Below are 21,596 nucleotides of genomic sequence, written 5' to 3'. Positions count from 1 at the left end.
ACCGCGGGGAGTCCGCCGAGGGCACGACTCCCCGCGGTGTGCTTTTCCGGGCGCGCGGGGGCGGGGGCGCGGGGGTGTATACGCGTACCGCCGGCCGGGTGCGCAGCGCCCCCGGCCGGCGCCCCGCCGCTTCAGAAGTTCCGCGAGCACCGCCGTTGTTGTCTGTTCAGTCCGGAGAGACTCCGACCGTCTGTCGGCGCCCAGCGCGCCGTAGGAGGATGAAGTGCGCACACCGCTGCCGCTCTTGAACACCACGCCACACGCGGGCGGGCGCTCCGCGCTCACCTGCCGCTACCGCTGCGGCGACGCCTGTTTCGGGGAAGTGCCCAACACCAGTGAGAACGAGTACGCCGGTGACATCATCGCAGGCGCCCTCTCCCGCCGCTCCATGGTCCGCGCGGCGGCCGTGGTGACGGTCGCCGCGGCGGCCGGTACGGCCCTGGTCACCGGGCCCGGCGCCGCCCCGGCCCAGGCCGCCCCGGCGGCACCGCCGAGCGGTCGCGGGCGCGCCGATGGCGCCCGCGGTCTGCGCTTCGCCCCCGTACCGCCCAATGAGCACGACACGGTCACCATCCCGGCCGGCCACGACCAGGCCGTCGTGATCCGCTGGGGCGACCCGATCCTGCGGGGCGCGCCCGCCTTCGACGCGGAGAACCAGACCGCGGCGGCGCAGGCCGGGCAGTTCGGCTACAACAACGACTTCCTCTCCCTGCTCCCGCTCCCCGGCGAACGGGGCCGCCAGATCATGGTGGCGAACCACGAATACACCAGTGAGTGGCTGATGTTCCGGGCGTACGATCCCGAGAACCCGACCCGCGAGCAGGTCAAGATCGGCTGGGCCGGGCACGGGCTCTCCGTGGTCGTGGTGCAGGAGGAGCGGGGTTCGGGCCGGCTGACCCCGGTGCCCCGGCACCGGCTCAACCGGCGGATCACCGCCACCACTCCGTTCCGGATGACCGGCCCGGCGGCGGGCGGCCCGCTGCTGCGGACCTCGGCCGACCCCTCCGGCACCCGGGCGCTCGGCACCTTCAACAACTGCGCGGGCGGCACCACCCCGTGGGGCACCACGCTCCACGGCGAGGAGAACATCAACAACTACTTCGCCAACTCCACCCGCGACACCGACCGGCGGTACGGTCTGGCCACCGCGGCGACCGAGCGCAAGTGGGAGCGGTTCGACCCGCGCTTCGACACGGCGCGGGAGCCGAACGAGCCGCACCGCTTCGGCTGGGTGGTGGAGCTGGACCCGTACGACCCCGGCTCCACCCCGCGCAAGCGGACCGCGCTCGGCCGCTTCAAGCACGAGGGCGCCCAGCCCCGGCTCACCGCCGACGGCCGGCCCGTCGTCTACATGGGGGACGACGAGCGGTTCGAGTACTTCTACAAGTTCGTCTCCTCCCGGCGGATGCGGAAGGGGTCCTCGCGCGCGGCCCGCGAGCACAATCTCACCCTGCTGGACGAGGGCACGCTCTATGTGGCGAAGCTGACGGGTGACAGTCCGCAGGAGATCGACGGCAGCGGCGCGCATCCCTCGGACGGCGAGTTCGACGGCTCCGGCTCCTGGATTCCGCTGGCCACCGGCGATGTCTCGCATGTGCCGGGGATGACCGCCGAGGAGGTCTACGTCTTCACCCGGCTCGCGGCCGACAAGGTCGGGGCGACCAAGATGGACCGGCCCGAGGATGTCGAGCCCTCGCCGCGCACCGGCCGGGTCTATGTCGCGCTCACCAACAACACCGACCGGGGCAAGCCCGGCAAGCCGGGCGCCGACGAGGCCAACCCGCGCACCCTCAACAAGCACGGCCAGATCCTCGAACTCGCCGAGCGACGGAACGACCCGGCGAGCGACCGCTTCGCCTGGCGGCTCTTCCTGGTCGCGGGCGACCCGGCCGACCCCGCCACCTACTTCGCCGGATTCCCCAAGGAGAGGGTCAGCCCGATCTCCTGCCCCGACAATGTGACCTTCGACTGCCACGGGAACATGTGGATCTCCACCGACGGCAACAAGCTCGGGTCGAACGACGGGCTCTTCGGCGTGGCGACCCAGGGCGAGCGGCGCGGCGAGCTGAAGCAGTTCCTCACCGTCCCGCTCGGCGCGGAGACCTGCGGGCCGGTGATCCAGGACCGGCGCGTACTGGTCGCCGTCCAGCACCCCGGGGAGACCGATTTCGCGACCGTGGAGAACCCGGGGAGCACCTGGCCGGACGGCCCGGGTGAGCTGGTGCGCCCGGCCGTGGTCTCGGTCTGGAGACGGGACGGCCGGGACATCGGCGTCTGACCCCGCTTCCGGCGGAGCCGCCCGCCCCCGGGAAGTCGCCGGGGGCGGGCGGGGCCGGGCGGCACCCGCTCGGGAATCGGCGCACATCTGGGGCCCGTGTGACAGGAGTTGATGTTGTTCGAGGGCACTTTCACCCGTCAAATCCCTTCTGAACAGCGGTATTTGGCCGAACAGGGGACCCGGTGTCGAACGTTCCGGATCTTGCGTTAGCTTCCCCCCATGATGAGTCGCAGATGGACCGCCCCCGCCGTCGCTCTTCTGAGCGTCGCCGCCACCGTCACCACCGTCGCGTACGCCTCCGCCTCTCCGCCCGACCGGCCCGACCGCTCCGACGCCCGGGAGTGGCAGCGCGTCGGCACCGGGATGACCGGAGGGGTCAGCGGGCTCGCGGTGATCGAGAACGGCGCGGATTCGGACGACCCGGTCGACCTCGTGATGGTGCGGGACAGCAAGAACCCCGGCGAGCCCCGGGTGGCCACCGTGCGGTACGACTACGGCGACAGCGCACCGGTCGTACGGGAACTGCCCTGGCTCGGCTCGGCCGAGCCCAGGGACCTGGAGGCGGTCGACTCGGTGCCCGGCCGGCCCGGCCACTACGTCGCGCTCACCAGCGGCGGCACCGCCTTCCACTTCACCCTCGACCGGGACGCGGCCAGGGTGAAGGGCAGCTCCCCCGTGCCCGGTCTCGCGGCCGGTGACAACTACGAGAGCTTCGCGCTCACCCGCCGGCACGGCCGGACCATCGCCGTCTGGGCGACCCGCGGTTCGAGCGACGGCGTGCCCGCCAAGGTGCGGGCCGCGGCGTACGACCCGGACAGCGGGGTGTTCGGGCCGGCGACCGGGCCGGTGGACTTCCTCGTCCCGGATCCGCTGCCGGTGGACGGCCAGGAGGTGCGCCACGCCAGTGACATCAAGGTGCACGCCGACGGAACGCTGCTGCTGACCGCCGCGTCGGACCCGAACGTCAACTCCGGGCCGTTCGCCTCGGCCGTCTATGTCGCCGGGAAGGTGACGTCGAACGCGTCGGGCCGGATCGGTCTGGAGCTCAGGACCCGGGACCGGCTCACCGCGCTGGCCTCCTTCGACAAGAGTGTCGACAACCGCAAGATCGAGGCCGTCGCCTGCCGCCGGGGCAGCGGTACGGCCGTCGTGGGCACCGACGACGAGGACCAGGGCGGCTCGCTGCTGCCCCTGAGGAAGCTCTGTCCCAAGCCGGGGAGCTGACCCCGAGAGCCGGCGCCCGGCTCCTTCCCGACGGGAGAGCACGGGCGCCGGCACCGCGCGGCGGTCACCGTCGGCCGGCGCGCCGTTGAGGAGCCCGAAGGTCGTCGAGCCGCCGTCCCCGCCTGTGTCCCGGCGCGGGCCGGCCGGGGTCCGGGCGGCTCAGCGGATGCCGAGCCGGCCGCTGATCCAGTGCGGGTCCGGGACCACGGTGAGGATCGCCGAGACCGCCATGACCAGGGCGAGTACGGCGAGTTCCACCCGCGCCACGCCGGCGGCACCGGTCCGGCCGCGCAGCAGGCGCCGCCGTGCGGCCAGCGCCAGCGCGCACACCACCGCGACCAGGATCAGCTTGGCGGCGAGCACCCGGCCGTAGGCCGAGTCGAGGACGACGTCCGAGGGCAGTTTACGGAGGGTGGAGAGGGTGCCGGTGACCGCGAGCACCACCAGGGGCCAGACGGCGAGCCGGGCGTATCCGCCGAGTACGGCCGCGGCGGCGCCCCGGTCGGCGCGGCGCAGCCACATCAGCCGCAGGGCGCAGAGCAGTCCGCCGGTCCACAGCGCGGCGGCGGGCAGATGGAGGAAGGTGAGCGCGGCGCCGATCCACGGGGTGTACTGCTCCGGGTGGGCGCGCAGCGACTCCGCCCCGATCACCACGGTCAGCGGGACGAGCGCGAGCCCGGGCCGGCGCAGCGCGGCACAGCCTGCGGCGGCCAGAAAGCCGTTCATCATGATCAGCAGCAGCCGGCCGTCGCGGGTTCCGTACGCGGTGGCCAGGTCGATGTCGCTGACCTCGGCGAGTACGGCGATCTGCGCGGCCGAGGCGGCGGCTCCGGCCAGGGCGGCGTCGCGCGACCACCGCCGGGGGCGCGGACCGGGGCCCGCGAGGCGGGCGAGGGCGAGTTCGCCGAGGTGGACGGAGAGGGCGAGGAAGAGCGCGGTGCGCAGGAGTGTGGTGGTGCCCGCGGCGGGGACTCTCAGCTCACCGGTGCCCGAGGCGGCCGGCTCACCGCCGAAAAGGGCGATGCACAGCACCCCGAGGGCGGCGGCGAGCGCCAGCGCGGCGTTCCGCCGCACGGCGGGGCGCTCGGCGCTGCGGCGCGCCCTGCGGCGGGCGGCCCGGCCGCGGGGCGCGGGATCCGCGGGGGCGCGGTCGTCACCGGGGGTCGCGGTCATGGCGGGTGAGATGGTCCGGATGTCCCGGGCGCGGGGCCGGGGTGGTCCCCCGGCCCGGCGGCCGGAGAACCGTCCGGCGTCTCAGGCCTTGTTCTTGTTGAGCGCGTCCCAGAACTCCTCGAACGTCAGCCGGCCGTCACCATTGGCGTCCTTGGTCCTGATGACCGCCTCGGCCACCGCCTCGGTGACACGGAAGTCGCCCAGCTGAGCCATCACGCTCTTGTACTCGGCCGCCGTGATCAGCCCGTCGCCGTCCAGGTCGTACCGCTTGAACGCCGTGCGCGCCTCTTCGATGTCAGCCACTGCTAACGCCCTCCCTGGGTTCCATGGGTGCGTGACCGCACTCCTGACGAAGGTCAGATTATCGGCACGGGCCGGATGGTCCGTCCGAGGGGCGGTCGGCGATCATGTGGGTATGAGTCATGAGCTGGCGCGGATCCTGCGGGCCGCCGCGCGCGGGGAGTTCCCGCCGCCGGACGGGGAGACCGAGGTCATCGGCCAGCCCAGCCCCAGGGACGCGGGGGTGCTGGCCCTCACCGCGCGCTCGGTGGTCTTCACCGACGAGGATCCCGACTGGGTACGGGCACAGCTGGCCGCCACTCCGTCGGACCGGCTCGCCGCCCCGATGAACCCGGTCTTCCTCGCCTCGCTGCTCGCGCGCACCGGCCGCGCGATGAACACCATCGACCTGCTGAACGTGGCCTGGGCGCTGCCCGGACCGCCGGAGGTGAGGCTCCGCGAGATCACCGGGGACACCGGCCATCCCCGGGTGGCCCGGGCGCTGGGACAGCGCACCGGAGTACGGGTGTGGGCGGCCGACGGCGGCATCCTGGTCCTCGGCCGGGGGGTCGCCGGGCGGTGGGAGTGCGCGGTGGAGGTCGACGAGCCGGCCCGGGGGCGCGGGCTCGGCCCCGCACTGGCCCGCGCCGCCCGTCAGCTGGTGCCGGAACCGGCGGTGTGGGCACAGGTCTCGCCGGGGAACGCCCGCAGTGTGCGCACCTTCCAGGCGGCGGGCTTCCGCGCGGTGGGATCGGAGGCGCTGTTCGCGCGGGTCTGAGGCGGGCGCAGGACCCCGGCGCGGAGGCGCTGTTCGCGCGGGTCCGGCGCGGGCGCGGGGGCCCGGCGCGGGGCGTACGGGCCCGAGGCGGGCGTACGGGCCCGAGGCGGGCGTACGGGCCCGGCGGCTCCGCCGGGCCCGGCGGAGCCGCCGGGCCCGGGGCGTCAGCGGAAGACTCCCGTGTGGCCGAGCGAGTAGCGGCCCGGCTGCGGATAGACCGCCAGACCGTGCGGGCCGCCGCCGACCGGGATGCGGGCCAGCTGCTTGCCCGTCCTCGTGTCGATGGCGTACACCTCGGAGTCGTACCGCCCCGACAGCCACAGCACCTTGCCGTCGGCGGAGACCCCGCCCATGTCCGGGCTGCCGCCGTCCGGCAGCCACCACTTCTTGGTCAGCTTGTTCCGCCGGAAGTCGAAGACGGAGACGGAGCCCTCGCCCCGGTTGGGGATGTACATCTCCCGCGAGTCCCGGGAGATGTAGAGGCCGTGGGCGCCCTCGCCGGTGGGCAGCAGCTTCGGCTCGGTGAACTTCTCGCCGTCCAGCACCCACATGCCGTGCGCCATCATGTCGGCGATGTAGAAGGTCTTGCCGTCCGGGGAGATCTTCACATCCTGCGGCATCGCGCCGTCGAGCGGGAGCTTCTGCTGCGCGACCACCTCCATCCTCTCCGTGTCGACCTTCAGGAGCTCGCCGGAGAACTCGCAGGAGACGATGAAGTACCGGCCGTCGGCGGAGAAGTCGGCGTGGTTGACCCCGTAGCAGGAGACCGGGGTGGTCTTGACGCGGTCCATGGTGTGGGGGTCGCGGAAGACCAGTTCGCGGTCGAGCGAGGCCATGACCACGGCGTGTTTGCCGTTGGGGGTGAAGTAGAGGTTGTACGGGTCGTGCACCTCGACCGGTTCGCCGGCCTTGCCGGTCCTGGGGTCGATCGGGGTGAGGGTGTGGCCCCGGTTGTTGTTGACCCAGAGGGTCTTGAGGTCCCAGGACGGGACGACGTGCTGGGGCTGGATACCGACCGGGATCGTCTCGACGACCTCATAGGTGGCCGGGTCGATGACGGAGACGGTGTTGGAGTTGGTGTTGGGGACGTACACCCGGGACGGGAAGTCCTTCACCACCGGCGAGAGCTTGCCCGGACGGTCGGCGGCGTAGATGTCCTCGGGGTCGAGCACCGGCGGCATCCCCGGCAGTCCGGGCGGGACGGCCGGGCGCGCGGGCGGGGCGGCGGCCTTGGTCCTTTCGCCCCCGTCGGTGCCGTTCGCCCGGGTGGCGGTCCGGTCCCCCTCGCCGCCGCACCCCGCCAGCAGGGCGATCAGGGCGCCGGTGAACAGCGCACCGGCCCGCCGGGTGAGCGGGAGCCGCGTCCGTCCGGTCCACCGGTGCGCGGGGCCCGGGTCGCCGGTTCTCAGGTCACTGGTTGTGGTGGCGTGCATCAGCTGAGCAGCTCCGTGGTCGTCACCGCGCGCAGACGGCGGCGGTCGAGTTCATCGAGGAGGGCGGGCAGCGCGGCGACCGTGTCCGCGTAGCCGAAGTGCAGGCTGACCACCGATCCGCGCTGGATCTGCCCGGTGACAGTGCGGGTCACGGCCGTGGCACCGGGCGAGGTGGAGTCGAGGGAGTCGAGCTCGTAGGAGAGGACGTGCGGATACCCGGCCCGCCGGGCGAGCCGGACGACCAGCGGGGTGGCGTACTGGGTACGGGAGGGGCGGAACCAGCTCCCGATGGAGCCGGTCAGCCGGCGCAGCCGCTCGGCGCAGCCGGTGATCTCGGCGAGGGCGTCGGCCTCGGCGAGCTCATTGACGGTGACATGACTGAGGGTGTGGTTGCCGAGTTCGTGGCCGCCGTCGAGGACGCGACGGGCGAGGCCGGGGTGTTCGTCGAGCCAGGTGCCGATGGCGAGCACGGTGATCCGGGCGCCGGCCCGCTCGGCCTCGGCCAGCACCGCGCGGGCGGTGGCGGGGTCGCCGCCGCCGTGGAAGGTGAGGGCGATCCGGTCGCGGTCGCGGGGGCCGTGGGTGATCTGGGCGGGCAGGCCGGGGAAGCGGCGCGGGGCGGGGGCGGGCCGGCCGGGGGCGCGCGCGGACGGCCGGCCGGCGGGGGGCGCGGGCCGGTCGCGGGCGGGGTCGGCGGGAGAGGCGTCCGGGGCCGCTTCCCCGGGCCGCGGCGGGCGGTCCGGGGCGGGACCGCCATCGGCACAGCCGGTCCCGAGGGCACCCGCGACGGCGGCCCCCGCTCCCGCGCGCAGGACGGCGCGGCGGTCGATGGAGGTCACGGGAGAGCAGCGTAGGGGCGAAGTGGGCAGAAAATAACGATTGCCCGATTTCCATCACTCGCGGGTCGCGCCCGCCGGGATGGGGAAGATCAAGGAAACATTCACCAGGAGCGAACCCGGAGGGTGGTTTTCCAGGCCAGTGGCGCACCTCACCTGGGATTCATTCATCATTCGCGACGAATATCCACTTATGACCGAATAGAGATTTTTGGCAAGCGGGCCCCCATCTGCCATAGTCGATGGCACGACCCCCTTTGACCCGGGCCGGTCGTCTTCAACCGCCGCGGAAAACACCCCCTTGCCCGCGGCGCTCACAGCAGCCCCCGCCTCGCCGCATCCCCGGCCGGCACGGGGGCTTCTGTGTTTCCGGGACCGCGGCCCCGGGCCTTCCGCTACGAGCTGGGGAACCGCTCGGCGACCCGCATCTCGAACCAGGTCGTCTTGCCGCGCGGCAGCAGATCCGCGCCCCATCGGTCGGAGAGCTTGTCGACCAGGAAGAGCCCCCGGCCGCTGACGTCCATCGGCTGGACCGGCAGCAGACAGGGCAGCCCGCGCGAGGGGTCGCGCACCTCCACCCTGATCCAGCCGCGCCGGCGCAGCATCCGCAGCCCGAAGACGCGCGCACCGGTGTGCCGCACCGCGTTGCCGACGAGCTCCGACACCAGCAGGACCGCGTGCTCGGCGGTCTGGGCCGAGAGCGCCCAGTGGCTCAGCACCACACAGTGCGTCAGCCGCCTCGCGGTGGCGGCGGACTCGGGGAGGGACGGCAGCCGCACCTCGGCATCGGCCGGGTTGCCGTACAACTCCAGCGTCTTCAGAGCCTGTTCGTCCTCGATGGCGGAAGTCCACCGGGTGGCGACAGCACTGCCGCGCTGCCGCGGTTGTTCCACACCTTCGAGGCCCGCCATGTCCACCATCATGGCCGCATTAACCGGCGGCTGTGGCCGTTCCGGCGGAATAGCACCCCCGGGGCACCCCCTTCCGGGGGTGCCCCGGGGCATATGACTCCGGCCTCGAATGGGCCCCGTCACCGCTCCGAGCTGCGCTGACACCGTGTCAACAGGGCTGTGCGGAGCGTATGGACACGGCTGTGCGGGAGTCAGACGAATCTGGCCCTGCCCGGCCCCTCCTCCACGAAACTGCGCATCCCGCGCTCGCGGTCCTCCGTCGCGAAGAGCCCCGCGAACCAGGTGCGCTCGATCGCGAGACCGGTCCCGATGTCCGTCTCCAGACCCGCGTCCACGCACTCCTTCGCCGCCCGCAGCGCCAGCGCGGGCCCCTGGGCGAGCTTCGCGGCCCAGGCGCGGGCCTGCTCGTACACCTCGGCGGCGGGCACCACCCGGTCCACCAGGCCGATCGCCAGCGCCTCCTCGGCCCGCACCTGACGGCCGGTGAAGATCAGGTCCTTCGCGCGGGACGGACCGACCAGCCGGGCGAGCCGCTGGGTGCCGCCCGCGCCCGGGATCAGTCCGAGCAGGATCTCGGGCTGGCCCAGCTTGGCGTTGTCGGCGGCGATCCGGTAATCGGCGCAGAGCGCCAGCTCGCAGCCGCCCCCGAGGGCATAGCCGGTGACCGCGGCGACCACCGGCTTGGGGATCCGGGCGATGGCGGTGAACGACTCCTGGAGGGCCCGGGACCGCAGCACCATGGCCGCGTGGTCCATGTCGCGCATCTCCTTGATGTCCGCGCCGGCGGCGAAGACCTTCTCGCCGCCGTACAGGATCACCGCCCGCACGTCCTCGCGGTCACCCGCCTCCGCCGCCAGCTCGCGCAGCCGGTCCTGGATGCCGGTGTTGAGCGCGTTCATCGGCGGCCGGTCGAGCCGGATGGTGCCGACACCGTCGGCGACCTCGAATGTCACAGTCGTCATGGAGGCAGGTTAACCGCGGCTAACGGATGTGGACCGGGTGCGGTGGGTCACAGCGGCGGCGGGCGCGGTCAGCGGTTCCACTCCGCCCAGGACATGTTCCAGCCGTTGAGGCCGTTGTCCGGGGCGACGCGCCGCTCGTCGGAGTTCTTCACCACCACCACATCGCCGATCAGCGAATGGGCGAAGAGCCAGGCCGCCGGGGTCCGCTCGTCGTCCGCGCCGCGCACATCGCGCAGCCCCACGCCGCCATGGCCGGCGTTGGCCGCGCCGAAGGTGGACGGCGGGACCCAGTAGTTGCCGTGCACAAAGGTCCCGGAGGCGGAGAGCCGCATCGCATGCGGCACGTCCTTGATGTCGTACTCCCCGCCGAAGCCGACCGTCGGGCCGTTCATCCGGGTCACCTTGTACTTCTCGCTGATGACCATCGTGCCGTTGTACGTGGTGGTCGCCGGCGCGCCCGCGGTGACCGGCAGCTCCCTCAGCAGCGCGCCGTCCCGGACCACCCTCATCCGCTTGGACCGGGCGTCCACGGTGGAGATCTGGCTGCGGCCGATGGTGAAGGAGAGCGTCCCGGTCTGGGTCCCGCGGACCCCGGGACGGCCCTCCACACCGTCGAGATCCAGCCGGACCGTGACCCTGGTCCCGGGCTCCCAGTACTTCTCCGGGCGGAAGTCCAGCCGGTCGTCCCCGAACCAGTGGCCCTCGACCGGCACCGGCGGATCGGAGGTCACGGTGATCGCCCGCTCGACCGCCTCGGGTGCGGTGATGCCCCGGGTGAAGCTGAGCGAGACCGGCATCCCGACACCGACCGTGGCCCCGTCACCGGGGGTGTGATGGCCGATGAAGGTGTTTCCCGGTACGAGGGTGGTGAAGCCCGCGGTCTTCGCGGACTCGCGGCCGTTCTCGTCCCGGGCGACCGCGTGCACCCGGTACTTGGTGGCGCCGGCCAGATGGCGGGCCGGGCGCCAGGTGCCGCCGTCGGCGGAGATCCGGCCCGCCACCTCGGCGCCCCGGTCGTCCTCGACGGTGACCTCGGTCAGCCTGCCGCCGTCGGCGGCCACCCTCAGGGCCCCGCTGGTGGCGACCGAGGCGGCACCGTCCTCGGGGGCGATGGTGACCACGGCCCGGGAGGCGGCGGCGCCCGGCCGCCCGGCCCCCGCGCCGGACTCCCGGTCCCCCGCGGCGCCTCCGCAGGCCGTCACCAGGACGAGCAGTGCGGCGGCGCCGGCCGGCCGGACCGCGGCCCGGCGGCCGGTGCGGCGGCGCGGGCCGGGGGCGGCGGGGGTGCCGCCGGGTATGTCGTCCGGGGGCCCGCCGGGCGTGCCGCCCGCCGGGGGTCCCGCTGCCGGCTGCCCGTTCCCCATGGTCTCTCCCCTCGCGCGGCCCGGCCCCGCCGCGGCCCACCCGTCCGCGCCTTCGCCCAGCAGCGCGTACCGGGCCAGCGAATCACGGGGGGAGTTCCGGAACCTTCGCACCTCTGTCACCGTTCGGTTCCAACCGGGGCGGGTGCGCGGCGGACACGGCCGTACGGGAGCGGCCCGGGTCAGCGGAGCGCGGAGCCCTCCCGCCAGCGGCGCCAGTCCATGTTCCAGCCGCTCAGGCCATTGCCCGGCGCGACCTCCTTCTCCTTGGAGTTGACCACCTCCACCACATCGCCGATCAGTGTCCGGTCGAAGAACCAGCCCGCCGGGGTGTCGCCGCTGCCGCCCTTCTCATCGCGGAGGCCGACACAGCCGTGGCTGACATTCACCTTGCCGAAGATCTCGGGCTCCGCCCAGTAGTTGCCGTGCAGATAGGTGCCGGAGTCGGTCAGGCGCATCGCGTGCGGCACGTCCTTGATGTCGTACTCACCGCCGAAGCCGACCGTCCGGCCGTTCATCCGGGTCACCTCGAAAAGATCGCTGACCACCATCTTCCCGTTGTAGGTGGTGCTCTTGGGCGCGCCCGCCGTGATCGGCACGGTGGCCAGCGTGCGGCCGTCCCGCCGGACCTCCATGGTCTTGGCCTCGGCGTCGACCAGGGAGACCTGGGAGCGCCCGATGGTGAAGCGGACGGTCTTCCGCTGAATGCCGTACGCGCCCGGCGCCGCCTCCACGTCGCGCAGCCCCACCTCGACCGTGACCTTGGTCCCGGGCTCCCAGTACTCCTCCGGGCGGAAGTCCAGCCGGTCGTCCCCGAACCAGTGGCCCTCGACCGGCACCGGCGGATCGGAGGTCACTTTGATCGCCCGCTGCACGGCGGCCCGGTCGGCGATCTTCTGGTTGAAGGCGAAGGAGACGATCATCCCGGTGCCGACGGTGGCCCGGTTCTCCGGCTTGAAGTAGCCGATGAAGCGGTGGTCGGGCACTTCGGTGGTGAAGGTGGTGTGCCGGGCCGAGCGGCGGCCGTGGCCGTCGAGCGCCACCGCGTCGACGCTGTACTTGGCGGCGACGCCGAGCGCGGTCCCCTTCTCCGGCAGCCAGCTCAGCCCGTCCTCGGAGATGGCGCCGGGGACCTCGGCGGGGGTCTCGTTCTCGATCCGGCTCACCCTGACCCGTTCGAGCCGCCCGCTGGGCAGCCGCACTTCGAGCCGGCCGTCCGGGTCCACCCCCTTGGCCCCGTCCTCCGGAACGATCCGGATGGTGTCCTCGGCCGACCTCGGTCTGCCGCTGAGGTCCAGCGCGCCGCCCGCGCAGCCGGAGAGCAGGGCCAGCAGCCCCGCCCATGCCAGGACGGCGGCCGTGACCCGTCCCGTCCGCTTCAGTGCATGATTCATGCCCCCTCCAACGACCGGGGGCCGCCGGGGGAAACGTGGGCCGGGCCGGGAGAGCTCCGGGCGGTGGTGCTGCCGTGAGAGCAGGGACAGGAGATGGAATCGCGGGATCACCATCAGTGATGACCATTGAATCCACGGCGGATCACCGGCTGAGCCGTTGGCAAATTGAGATGAGAGCGGTAAGCAACAAACCGTAGGCTCACCCCTGATGTCCACTTCACTTGCACCCACCGGGGAACGGTCCGCCGTGCGCTCACTGCTGCGGCTGTGGCCCTATGTACGGCCGGTCCGGGTCCGGCTCTCGCTCGCCGCCGTGATCGCGATCGTGGCCTCCTGTCTCAGCCTGGTCATTCCCCTGGTGCTGAAGTGGATCGTCGACGGGCCGGTGACCGACCGGGACCCCGGCGGGGTCTGGCTCGGGGCGCTGGCCCTGCTGCTGCTCGGCATCGCCGAGGCGCTGCTCTTCGGCCTCCGGCGATGGCTGGTGGCCCGGCCGCTGGCGCGGGTGGAGGCGGCGATGCGGGCCGATCTGTACGCGCATCTCCAGCGGCTGCCGATCGCCTTCCACGACCGCTGGCCCTCGGGTCAGCTCCTCTCCCGGGGCACGGCGGATCTGGCGCTGCTGCGGATGTTCCTGGCGTTTCCGCTGACCTTCCTGGTGGTCAATTTCACCACCATCCTGGTCGGGTTCGTCATCCTCTTCCTCCAGCAGTGGGTGCTGGGGCTGGTGCTGCTGGCCCCGATCGTGCCGCTGCTGCTGCTGATCTCCTACTTCGAGTCGCAGTACGCCAAGGCCGCGCGGCGCGGACAGGATCAGGTCGGGGATCTGACGACGGTGGTCGAGGAGAGTGTCCTCGGCATCCGGATCGTCAAGGGCTTCGGCCGCAACCGCAGCCAGGCGCGGGCCTTCCGCGAGATGGCGGGCCGGCTGCGCGGTACGGAGCTGCTGAAGGCGCGGCTGCTGGGCCGGATCTGGGCCGTGGTCACCGTACTGCCCGAGCTCGCCGTCGGCGGCGCGCTGGTGCTGGGCACCGTGCAGGTCGCGGACGGGAATCTCTCGGCGGGCACCCTTGTCGCGTTTCTCTCGATCGCGCTGGCGCTGCGGTGGCCGGTGGAGTCGATCGGCTTCCTGCTGGCCATGTGCCAGGAGGCGGCGACGGCGACCGACCGGTATTTCGAGGTGATGAACGAGGAGCGGGAGACGGCGCGGGAGACGGCCGGACCGGGCGAGTCCGCCGAGCCGGCGGAGAGCGGGGCCGGGCGGGGCGGGCTGCGGTTCGACGGGGTCGGATTCCGCTACCCGGACAGCCCGGCCGGTTCCCGGCCCGTCCTGGACGGGATCGACCTGCACATCCGCCCCGGCGAAACGATGGCCCTGGTGGGCGCGACCGGCAGCGGGAAGACCACGCTCACCGCCCTGGTGCCCCGGCTGCACGAGATGACCTCGGGCCGGATCACCCTGGACGGCACGGACATCCGCGCGATTCCCCGGGAGCGGTTGCGGGAGCTGGTGTCGGTGGCCTTCGAGGAGCCGACGCTGTTCTCCGCGACCATCGGGGAGAACATCCTGATGGGCGGCGAGGACGCGAGCGCGGACGAGCTGGACCGGGCGCTGGACGTGGCCCAGGCGGGCTTTGCGCGCTCGCTCCCCGGCGGGATCGGCACCGAGGTCGGCGAGCAGGGGCTGAGTCTCTCCGGGGGCCAGCGCCAGCGGCTGGCGCTGGCCAGGGCGGTGGTCGGCCGGCCACGGTTCCTGGTGCTGGACGATCCGCTCTCCGCGCTCGATGTCCACACCGAGACCCTGGTGGAGGCCGCGCTGCGGCGGGTGCTGGCGGACACCACCGCCCTGGTGGTGGCACACCGTCCGTCCACCGTGCTCCTGGCGGACCGGGTGGCCCTGCTCTCCGGGGGCCGGATCGCGGCCGTCGGCACCCATCAGGAGCTGCTGCGGACGAGCGCGGAGTACGCCTGGCTGATGTCGGGCGCGGAGAACGGCACCGCGCCGGAGGCCGGGACGGCGGCCGGCGACGGGACAGCGGCCGGCACCGGCCCGGTGCGGCGCGCGCACCTCACGGAAGGATCTTCACGATGACCGCCGCGACGACATCCGGCAGAGCCGGGGGCGGGGACCGTCCCGACGAGGCGGCCGGCCGGACCCCGGCGGAGGCGGACCGGGAGACCCCGTGTCCCGCCGTGCCGGGCCCCCGGGACGCGACCGGTCACCGGGACACCGCCGGCGCCTCCGCGACGCCGGAGGAGAAGCCGAAGCAGGCGGAGCAGACGGAGCAGGCGGAGAAACCCGAGCAGCCCGAGCAGCCCGAGAAGGCGAAGAAGCCGGAGAAGCCGGCGGACGATCCCTTCGACCGGGACGACCTCCCGGCCGAGAAGGGCGCGACCGGGGCACTGCTGCGCTCGCTGCTCGCCCCGCACCGTCCGCGCGTCGTCCTGGTGGCGGTGATCCTGCTCTTCCAGCAGGCCGCCATCCAGGTCGGCCCGCTGCTGGTGGCCTACGCCATCGACCGGGGCGTCCCCGCCTTCCGCGACCAGGACTACGGCCCGCTGATCGCCGTCGCGACCGGATACGGCCTCGCCGCGTCCGGGGCCGGAGTGCTCCAATATCTCTTCATCGTCGTCTCCGCCCGGCTGAGCCAGGACGTCCTGCTGGATCTGCGCGGCCGGATCTTCCGCCACTCCCAGGCGCTCAGCGTCGACTTCCACGAGCGCTACACCTCGGGGCGGCTGATCTCGCGTTCCACCTCGGATGTCGAGTCCCTGCGCGAACTGCTCGAAGAGGGCATGCAGGAACTGATCAATGTGGTGCTGGCCTTCGTCTACATCTCGGTGCTGCTCCTCTGGCTGGATCTGGGCCTCGGCGCGGTCGCCATCGCCTCCTTCATCCCGCTCTATGCGCTGATCCGCGTCTACCAGCGGAGCGCCGGCCGGATCTACAGCGAGCGCTCGACCGCGATAGCCGGGGTGATCGTGAAGTTCACCGAGACCCTGAACGGCATCCGCCCGGTGCGCGCCTTCCGGCGCGAGGAGGCCAATGACACGGCCTTCGCCAAGCTGAACGACCGCCACGCGGTCAGCAACGGGGACGCGCTGCTGGCGATGGCCCGGTATGTCGCCGGCTCCCGGGTGGTGGCCAACACCGCCGTCGCGGGGATCGTGCTGTGGGGTGCGTACCGGGTGGCGGGCGGCACGCTCGCGCTCGGTGTGCTGGCGGCGTCGGTGCTCTATCTGCGCCGGCTGTACGACCCGATCGACCGGCTCGGCATGTTCCTCAACTCCTATGAGAGCGCCGCCGCGTCGCTGGCGAAGATCGCGGGTCTGCTGGCCCAGTCCCCCTCCCTGGCGGAGCCGGAGCAGCCGCGCGAGCTGCCGCCGCTCAAGGGCGACCACCCCGGCCGCTCGGTCGTCTTCGACCGTGTGCGGTTCTCCTACCGAGGGGGCGGCGAGGTGCTGCCCCGCTTCGAGCTCTCGATACCGGCGGGCCAGACCGTCGCCGTGGTCGGCTCGACCGGTGCGGGCAAGTCGACGCTGGCCAAACTGCTGGCGCGGTTCTACGACCCGGTGGAGGGCGCCGTCCTGCTCGACGGCGTCGACATCCGGGAGCTGGCCACGCCCGAACTGCGGCGCGGTGTGGTGATGGTGACCCAGGAGGCGTTCCTCTTCTCCGGCACGGTCGCGGAGAACATCGCCATCGGGCGGCCGGACGCCACACGGGAGGAGATCGAGCATGCGGCGAAGGCGATCGGCGCGCATGCGTTCATCAGCACGCTGCCGGACGGTTACGACACGGATGTGCGCAAGCGGGGCGGCCGGATCTCGGCGGGCCAGCGTCAGCTGGTGGCGTTCGCGCGGGCGCTGCTGGCGGATCCCTCCGTACTGATCCTGGACGAGGCCACGAGCTCCCTGGACATCCCCGGCGAGCGGGCCGTCCAGCGCGCGATGGACACGGTGCTGCAAGGCCGCACGGCGGTGGTGATCGCCCACCGGCTCTCCACGGTGGAGGTCGCGGACCGGGTGCTGGTGATGGAGCGGGGCGTCATCGTGGAGGACGGCTCACCGGCCGAACTGATCGGCGGCACGGGCCGGTTCGCGGGGCTGCACCGGGCCTGGCGGGACAGTCTGGTCTGAGCCGTGGACCGGCCCGTGCCGGGGCCGCCGGGGCGAGCGCTGTCTCACCGGGCCCGTACCGGCCGCGCCGCACCCCGGCGGGCCGGCGGTGCCTGAGACGCCGTCACCGGCGGGCGGCGCGTCACGCCAACGGCGATCAGGCGGGGGTGATGTCCGCCGGCGCCGCGCCCGCGAGGGTGCCGCGGATGAAGTCGCCGATGAGCAGGGCCGTCAGCTCGGGCTGGTCGCGCATCACCCAGGTCCGGCTGTCGGGGACGGTCTCCAGCCGGGCGCCGGGCATGATCGCGGCCAGCCGCTCGCCGTGCTCGTACGGGAAGAGCCGGTCCTCGCGGGCGAAGGCGAGCAGGGTGGGCCGGTCGAAGGAGGCGAGCCGCCGTACCGGTTCGCGCAGGGCCGCGGGGACGATCCCGCGGGTGACCTTCACACAGTCGCGCCGGACGCCGGGGTCGGCGAAGAAGGCGTCCAGCCAGTCGCCGATCAGGTCGTGGGGCAGTGCGCCCTTGGTCAGCAGGCCGAAGCCGAAGGGCATCCGGCGGACGGCGCGCAGCCGCAGGGCCTGGAAGGCGAGGGTCAGCAGGCCGGGCACCCGGGCGGCGGGGTCGAGTGTTCTGAACCAGGGTGAGGGGCAGTTCTCGAAGCACTCGCCGTTGGTGAGGACGAGACGGCCGATCCGCTCGGGATGGCGGGCGGCGGCGATCTGGGCGACGGCGGTGCCGAGATCGTTGCCGACCAGGGTCACCCGGGGCAGACCGAGCGCGGCGATCAGATCGGCGACCAGCCGGGCGACCCCGGCGAGGCTGAGGTCCGCGCCGGGGTTCATCGGGGTGCGGTGGGCGCCGAGCGGCAGGTCGGGGGTGATGCACCGGAAGTCCGGGGCGAGTCGGTCGACGACCGGCTGCCAGAGCCTGCCGTCCATGAGGTAGCCGTGCAGAAACAGCACCGGCTCGCCTTCTCCGGTGTCCCGGTAGTGGACGGTTCCCTGGTCGAGCGTGAGCTGTGGCATGGCGGTGCCCCTCGCGTAAAATTACATACAGACTGTATGTATGTACGGTGCCATGCAGACTGTACGGAACTCAAGGGGGCAGCATGCAGACGACCGGCACCAAGCACACCCAGCGCTCCCGGGCGACCCGGGCGGCTCTCGTCTCCGCCGCCCGGGCGCTGTTCGCCGAGCGCGGCTACGCGGGGGTGGGGACCGAGGAGATCGTCCGGGCCGCCGGGGTCACCCGGGGGGCGCTCTACCACCAGTTCCGGGACAAGACCGATCTCTTCGACGCCACCGTGCGGACGGTCGAGGCGGAGCTGACCGAGCGGATCGCCGGGCAGGTCATGACGGACGCCGCGGATCCGGTGGGGGCGCTGAAGGCGGGGGCACGCGCGTTCCTCGACGCCTTCGCCGAGCCGGACGTGGAACGCATTCTGCTGCTGGACGCGCCGGGGGTACTGGGCTGGCGGCGCTGGCGGGAGATCGGCCAGGAGCACGGCCTCGGGGTGATCACGGCGGCCCTGGAGGCGGCGCTGGCGGGCGGGGCGACGGCCGGCCGGCCCGTACCGCCGCTGGCCCATATCCTGCTCGGCGCGCTGGACGAGGCGGCGCTCATGGTCGCGCACGCGGACGATCCCGAGGCGGCGCGGGCGGAGATGACGGAGGCTCTGGAGCATCTGGTGGACGGGCTGCTGGCACGGAACGGATGACACCGCGGCGACACGACCGTGCCCCCGGCCGCACGGCGGCCGGGGGCACAGCGGTGTGCTCGGGGGATCAGAAGATGCCCGTCCAGCCCTTCCAGCCGCCGGAGATCTTCGTCCGGGCGCCGAACGAGCCCTTGCCGTCGCCGTTGTTGCGGTAGAGGTTGCCGGCGGTGTCGCGGGAGACCAGGTCGGGCCGGCCGTCGCCGGTGATGTCCCCGGCGCCGGTGATGGTGTTGTAGGAGGTGCCCCAGTTGGTGAAGAGCTTCGCCCGGGCCTTGAGGGTGCCCTTGCCCGTGCCGTCGAAGCGGTAGAGCACGCCGGTCCTGTCGCGGGCCACGACATCGCCGGCCCGGTCGCCGTTCAGGTCGCCCGCGCCCGCGGTGAGGGTGTAGGTCCAGCCGGAGGCGATCTTCTTCCCGGCCGCCAGGGTGCCGTCGCTCTTCGCGGCGAAGAGGTGGAGCGTGTTGTCGGAGCTCTTGCGGGCCAGCAGGTCCGCCCGTCCGTCGCCGGTGAGGTCACCGGGTGAGGTGAGGACGTTGTACGCGGTCCAGCCCCTGCCGAGGGAGACCGACGGGGAGGCCGGGGTGAGGGCCTTGCCGCAGCCGGGGCGGTGGGCGCGGAGTTCGCCGTCGGGCAGCCGTACGAGGACGTCGTTGCAGCCGTCGCCGTTCAGGTCCCCGAAGGGCACGGCCACCGTCCTCGGCTTCCAGCCGGCGCCCGAGACCTTCCCGGCGTAGCCGCCGGTGCCCGTGCCCTGATGGAAGGTGAAGGTACCCGAGGAGGTCAGCGCCAGCAGATCGCCGACACCGTCCAGACCGGCGTGGTCCCGGACCGCCGGGGCGGCGGCGGGAGCCGTCTCCACCAGGTGGATGGCGCCCCGGGGACCGGTGTACGCGACCCGGTTGGTGTGCGGGTCCAGGGTCCAGTGGAGCCGTCTGTGGTCGCCGAGGGGGCCGTTCTCGCCGGCGGTGATCTGTCCCAGCCGGTCGGTGACCGCCCTGCCGGAGGTCAGCACCGTGCGCCACAGATCCGGCCCGGTGTTGTCCTTGTGGACGAGTACGCCGTCGCCCAGCAGCGCCGGACTGCCGTCCACCGGGACGGAGGTGCCGCGGGCCCGGTCCAGGACACCCGCCTTGCTCTCGGCGGCGCAGTTCCAGTACACCCAGCGGCCCACGGCCTGGAGCTCATCGGGAAGACAGTCCGTCCCCGTGTTGACCGTGACCGCCGGATCGGCGGAGCCGAGCCGGGTCATGGTGAGCCTGCCCGGCTTCGCCGCGGTCCACAGCTGCCCCTCCCAGAGCGCGGCGGACACCGCCCGGTACTCCTGGCGTGCCGCCGTGGGCTCGCGCCAGTCGGTGAGGAAGACCGACCCCTCCGCCGGGCCGGTCAGCGTGTAGGGCCCGGCGGCGCTCAGCACGGTGTTACCGGCGGGCCCGGGGACGGTGGTCTCGGTGACCCTGCCGGCGGCGTCCTGCCGGAACAGCCGGGCGCCGGACTGATGGACCACGGAACCGTCACCCGTGCCGAACAGCGGCGCGCAGGCGTAGGTGACGGCACAGGGCGGCTCCCAGGCGGCGCCCGGACGCACCGGACCGGCCTGCGGGTTGGGGCCGGCGGGGATCGTGCGGGATTTGAACTGCGTCTCGTGCGCGGCCGGGGCCGTGCGGTCCGTCCAGGTGAGCGTGGAGCGCGAGAGGGCGAGACCGGTGACCGCGGCCTCGATCCGCGGCACCTCGGCCAGCCTGGTGACGGCGAGGGCGCCGCCGGCTCCCCGGGTGACCCGGTGCAGGGCCCAGTCCTCCGCGCCGGTGCCGCCCGCCCAGACGCCGGATCCGTCCGCGCCCATCGCGGCGCCGCCGCCCGAGGAGAGACCGTGCGACTTCGGCAGCAGCCGCTCGCGCGGTCCGCCGTCGAGCGGCAGTGCCACCAGGGCGCCCAGCGCGCCGGTCTCCCGGGCCACCACATGGTCGCCGACGAGGACATGCTCGAATGTGCCCGCCAGGGATTCCGCGGTGAGGGTGATCGCCGGGGCGTCCGGGTTCCGGCGGCTCTGGAGGTGCATCTCACCGGTGGCCGCGCGGCGGCCGACATAGTCGTCGGAGAGCAGATACCTGCCGAAGTCCCGCACCGAGTAGGGCTCGAAGACCGGCGTCATGCGGGCGGAGTCCAGGTCGATCAGAGCCGCCTGGTACACGCCGGCCGCCGTCGTGTCGGCCGGCCGATAGGTGATCAGGGCGGTACGGGCGTCCCGTGTGGTGAAGGTGACAACCGACCTGGCGCCCGGGAAGCCGCCGACCTCCTGCCGGACGGTGGTGCCGTCGGGGCCGGGCTTCAGCAGCCAGATCGCGCGCGAGCTCGCGGCGTCCATCTCCACGGCGATGACGGTGGTACCGGCGACCCGATGGACGCGCAGCTCGCGGGGGACGGTGACCGAGCCCTGATCGGCGCCGTCCGGACCGGTGAAGAGGTACTTCCCGTTCGAGACCTGGTACAGGGTGTCCGCCGCGCTGGGCCGGGGCGCGTACTGGCCGGTGAGCCAGGGAAGATCGCGGCTCTCGCCCGTGGCGTACTCCGTCCAGCGGTGGACGGTGGAGCCCTCCGGCCTGGAGACGAATCCGGACTGGCCGTGGCCGCCGATCCTCGCCTCACGCGGCGCGGGCCGCATCGTGCCGGGCAGTACGGTCTCCGCCGCGGCCCGCGGCTGCGCCGGAGCCGGTGTCCGGGGCGGGGCAGCCGCCCCCGCCTGCGGGGCGGCGGCCAGCAGGCCCGCCCCGACCGACAGCACCAGCGCCGCGGCGGCTCCCCGGCGTACGCCCTTCGCCGGGCCGGCCGGCGCGCTCGGGCGCGGCTGAGTCGATTCGGTCAACAGGGTCCTCCCCAGAACCTGACTGCCCGAGGGCAGCGGAAAGAAGTCATGAGGCATGAGGCCGCTCGGAGCTCATCACCGTGCGATGTCCGGCGGCGGCACCTCCGGTCTCCCCAGACCGTTGGTACACCCATGCAATTCGCCGGATGCTAACAGCCCGGCCGGCGCCGTGCTGTCGGCGGGGAGCCGGGAAGGTCCACCGCCGCGCCGCTCGACAGCGACAACTCCCATGCCGGCGGCGCCGGAAGATCCGAGATCACGTACAACCC

Annotated in this window: 16 protein-coding genes; 6 read left to right on the top strand and 10 right to left on the bottom strand. The window is 73.1% G+C overall.

Annotated elements, in window-relative coordinates; genetic code table 11:
• The first annotated feature begins 223 nt into the window (after positions 1-223).
• Positions 224-2,278, top strand: coding sequence for a PhoX family protein (locus tag AAFN69_RS22485; protein ID WP_347730458.1), 2,055 nt, complete (start codon positions 224-226; stop codon positions 2,276-2,278).
• 219 nt (positions 2,279-2,497) lie between these two features.
• On the top strand, positions 2,498-3,502 hold the full coding sequence (locus AAFN69_RS22480; protein WP_347730457.1) for a hypothetical protein: 1,005 nt from the start codon (positions 2,498-2,500) through the stop codon (positions 3,500-3,502).
• Positions 3,503-3,661: 159 nt separating this feature from the next.
• On the opposite strand, the gene AAFN69_RS22475 is transcribed toward AAFN69_RS22480, so the two are convergent.
• The gene (locus tag AAFN69_RS22475; protein WP_347730456.1) at positions 3,662-4,675 is read right to left on the bottom strand and encodes a CopD family protein; all 1,014 of its coding nucleotides are present in this window, start codon (positions 4,673-4,675) and stop codon (positions 3,662-3,664) included.
• 81 nt (positions 4,676-4,756) lie between these two features.
• Positions 4,757-4,978, bottom strand: coding sequence for an EF-hand domain-containing protein (locus AAFN69_RS22470; protein WP_347730455.1), 222 nt, complete (start codon positions 4,976-4,978; stop codon positions 4,757-4,759).
• 112 nt (positions 4,979-5,090) lie between these two features.
• Here AAFN69_RS22470 and AAFN69_RS22465 point away from each other — a divergent pair, with 112 nt between their 5' ends.
• The gene (locus AAFN69_RS22465; protein ID WP_347730454.1) at positions 5,091-5,732 is read left to right on the top strand and encodes a GNAT family N-acetyltransferase; all 642 of its coding nucleotides are present in this window, start codon (positions 5,091-5,093) and stop codon (positions 5,730-5,732) included.
• A gap of 164 nt (positions 5,733-5,896) precedes the next feature.
• Here the strand turns inward: AAFN69_RS22465 and AAFN69_RS22460 are convergent, their stop codons facing one another.
• The 6 genes from AAFN69_RS22460 to AAFN69_RS22435 all read right to left on the bottom strand — a co-directional run bounded on the left by AAFN69_RS22460 (position 5,897) and on the right by AAFN69_RS22435 (position 12,629).
• Positions 5,897-7,165, bottom strand: coding sequence for a YncE family protein (locus AAFN69_RS22460; RefSeq protein WP_347730453.1), 1,269 nt, complete (start codon positions 7,163-7,165; stop codon positions 5,897-5,899).
• The gene (locus tag AAFN69_RS22455) at positions 7,165-8,004 is read right to left on the bottom strand and encodes a polysaccharide deacetylase family protein (RefSeq protein WP_347730452.1); all 840 of its coding nucleotides are present in this window, start codon (positions 8,002-8,004) and stop codon (positions 7,165-7,167) included. The genes AAFN69_RS22460 and AAFN69_RS22455 overlap by 1 nt, the downstream gene beginning before the upstream one ends.
• 392 nt (positions 8,005-8,396) lie before the next feature.
• Positions 8,397-8,924: an ATP-binding protein gene (locus tag AAFN69_RS22450; protein WP_347730451.1), complete on the bottom strand. Its 528-nt coding sequence runs from the start codon at positions 8,922-8,924 to the stop codon at positions 8,397-8,399.
• 179 nt (positions 8,925-9,103) lie between these two features.
• Positions 9,104-9,874: an enoyl-CoA hydratase-related protein gene (locus tag AAFN69_RS22445; RefSeq protein WP_347730450.1), complete on the bottom strand. Its 771-nt coding sequence runs from the start codon at positions 9,872-9,874 to the stop codon at positions 9,104-9,106.
• A gap of 68 nt (positions 9,875-9,942) precedes the next feature.
• A complete protein-coding gene (locus AAFN69_RS22440; protein WP_347730449.1) occupies positions 9,943-11,238 on the bottom strand; it encodes an Ig-like domain-containing protein in 1,296 nt (431 codons plus the stop codon).
• Positions 11,239-11,417: 179 nt separating this feature from the next.
• Positions 11,418-12,629, bottom strand: coding sequence for an Ig-like domain-containing protein (locus AAFN69_RS22435; RefSeq protein ID WP_347730448.1), 1,212 nt, complete (start codon positions 12,627-12,629; stop codon positions 11,418-11,420).
• Between the two features lie 208 nt (positions 12,630-12,837).
• Here AAFN69_RS22435 and AAFN69_RS22430 point away from each other — a divergent pair, with 208 nt between their 5' ends.
• Both AAFN69_RS22430 and AAFN69_RS22425 read left to right on the top strand, forming a co-directional pair.
• Positions 12,838-14,721: an ABC transporter ATP-binding protein gene (locus tag AAFN69_RS22430; protein WP_347730447.1), complete on the top strand. Its 1,884-nt coding sequence runs from the start codon at positions 12,838-12,840 to the stop codon at positions 14,719-14,721.
• A complete protein-coding gene (locus AAFN69_RS22425; RefSeq protein ID WP_347730446.1) occupies positions 14,718-16,769 on the top strand; it encodes an ABC transporter transmembrane domain-containing protein in 2,052 nt (683 codons plus the stop codon). The genes AAFN69_RS22430 and AAFN69_RS22425 overlap by 4 nt, the downstream gene beginning before the upstream one ends.
• Positions 16,770-16,905: 136 nt before the next feature.
• On the opposite strand, the gene AAFN69_RS22420 is transcribed toward AAFN69_RS22425, so the two are convergent.
• On the bottom strand, positions 16,906-17,772 hold the full coding sequence (locus AAFN69_RS22420) for an alpha/beta hydrolase (RefSeq protein ID WP_347730445.1): 867 nt from the start codon (positions 17,770-17,772) through the stop codon (positions 16,906-16,908).
• Positions 17,773-17,855: 83 nt separating this feature from the next.
• Here AAFN69_RS22420 and AAFN69_RS22415 point away from each other — a divergent pair, with 83 nt between their 5' ends.
• Entirely contained in the window at positions 17,856-18,464 is a 609-nt protein-coding gene (locus tag AAFN69_RS22415; protein WP_347730444.1) for a TetR/AcrR family transcriptional regulator, read from the top strand.
• A 67-nt stretch (positions 18,465-18,531) separates the two neighbouring features.
• Here the strand turns inward: AAFN69_RS22415 and AAFN69_RS22410 are convergent, their stop codons facing one another.
• Positions 18,532-21,327 carry a VCBS repeat-containing protein gene (locus AAFN69_RS22410; RefSeq protein WP_347730443.1) on the bottom strand — a complete coding sequence of 932 codons (2,796 nt, stop codon included), beginning with the start codon at positions 21,325-21,327 and terminating at the stop codon, positions 18,532-18,534.
• Positions 21,328-21,596: the final 269 nt, after the last annotated feature.

The sequence above is a fragment of the Streptomyces sp. CAU 1734 genome (assembly GCF_039888735.1).
GTDB lineage: Bacteria > Actinomycetota > Actinomycetes > Streptomycetales > Streptomycetaceae > Streptomyces.
Note: the sequence above shows the minus strand (reverse complement) of the source record. Positions and strands in the feature narration are given on the sequence as shown.

Bases quoted from the DNA above. Each gene is read 5' to 3' on its own strand.
- AAFN69_RS22415 (WP_347730444.1), top strand. From the start codon at position 17,856: ATGCAGACGACCGGCACCAAGCACACCCAGCGCTCCCGGGCGACCCGG.
- AAFN69_RS22465 (WP_347730454.1), top strand. From the start codon at position 5,091: ATGAGTCATGAGCTGGCGCGGATCCTGCGGGCCGCCGCGCGCGGGGAG.
- AAFN69_RS22450 (WP_347730451.1), bottom strand. From the start codon at position 8,924: ATGATGGTGGACATGGCGGGCCTCGAAGGTGTGGAACAACCGCGGCAG.
- AAFN69_RS22475 (WP_347730456.1), bottom strand. From the start codon at position 4,675: ATGACCGCGACCCCCGGTGACGACCGCGCCCCCGCGGATCCCGCGCCC.
- AAFN69_RS22425 (WP_347730446.1), top strand. From the start codon at position 14,718: ATGACCGCCGCGACGACATCCGGCAGAGCCGGGGGCGGGGACCGTCCC.
- AAFN69_RS22430 (WP_347730447.1), top strand. From the start codon at position 12,838: ATGTCCACTTCACTTGCACCCACCGGGGAACGGTCCGCCGTGCGCTCA.
- AAFN69_RS22435 (WP_347730448.1), bottom strand. From the start codon at position 12,629: ATGAATCATGCACTGAAGCGGACGGGACGGGTCACGGCCGCCGTCCTG.
- AAFN69_RS22460 (WP_347730453.1), bottom strand. From the start codon at position 7,165: ATGCACGCCACCACAACCAGTGACCTGAGAACCGGCGACCCGGGCCCC.
- AAFN69_RS22440 (WP_347730449.1), bottom strand. From the start codon at position 11,238: ATGGGGAACGGGCAGCCGGCAGCGGGACCCCCGGCGGGCGGCACGCCC.
- AAFN69_RS22445 (WP_347730450.1), bottom strand. From the start codon at position 9,874: ATGACGACTGTGACATTCGAGGTCGCCGACGGTGTCGGCACCATCCGG.
- AAFN69_RS22420 (WP_347730445.1), bottom strand. From the start codon at position 17,772: ATGCCACAGCTCACGCTCGACCAGGGAACCGTCCACTACCGGGACACC.
- AAFN69_RS22480 (WP_347730457.1), top strand. From the start codon at position 2,498: ATGATGAGTCGCAGATGGACCGCCCCCGCCGTCGCTCTTCTGAGCGTC.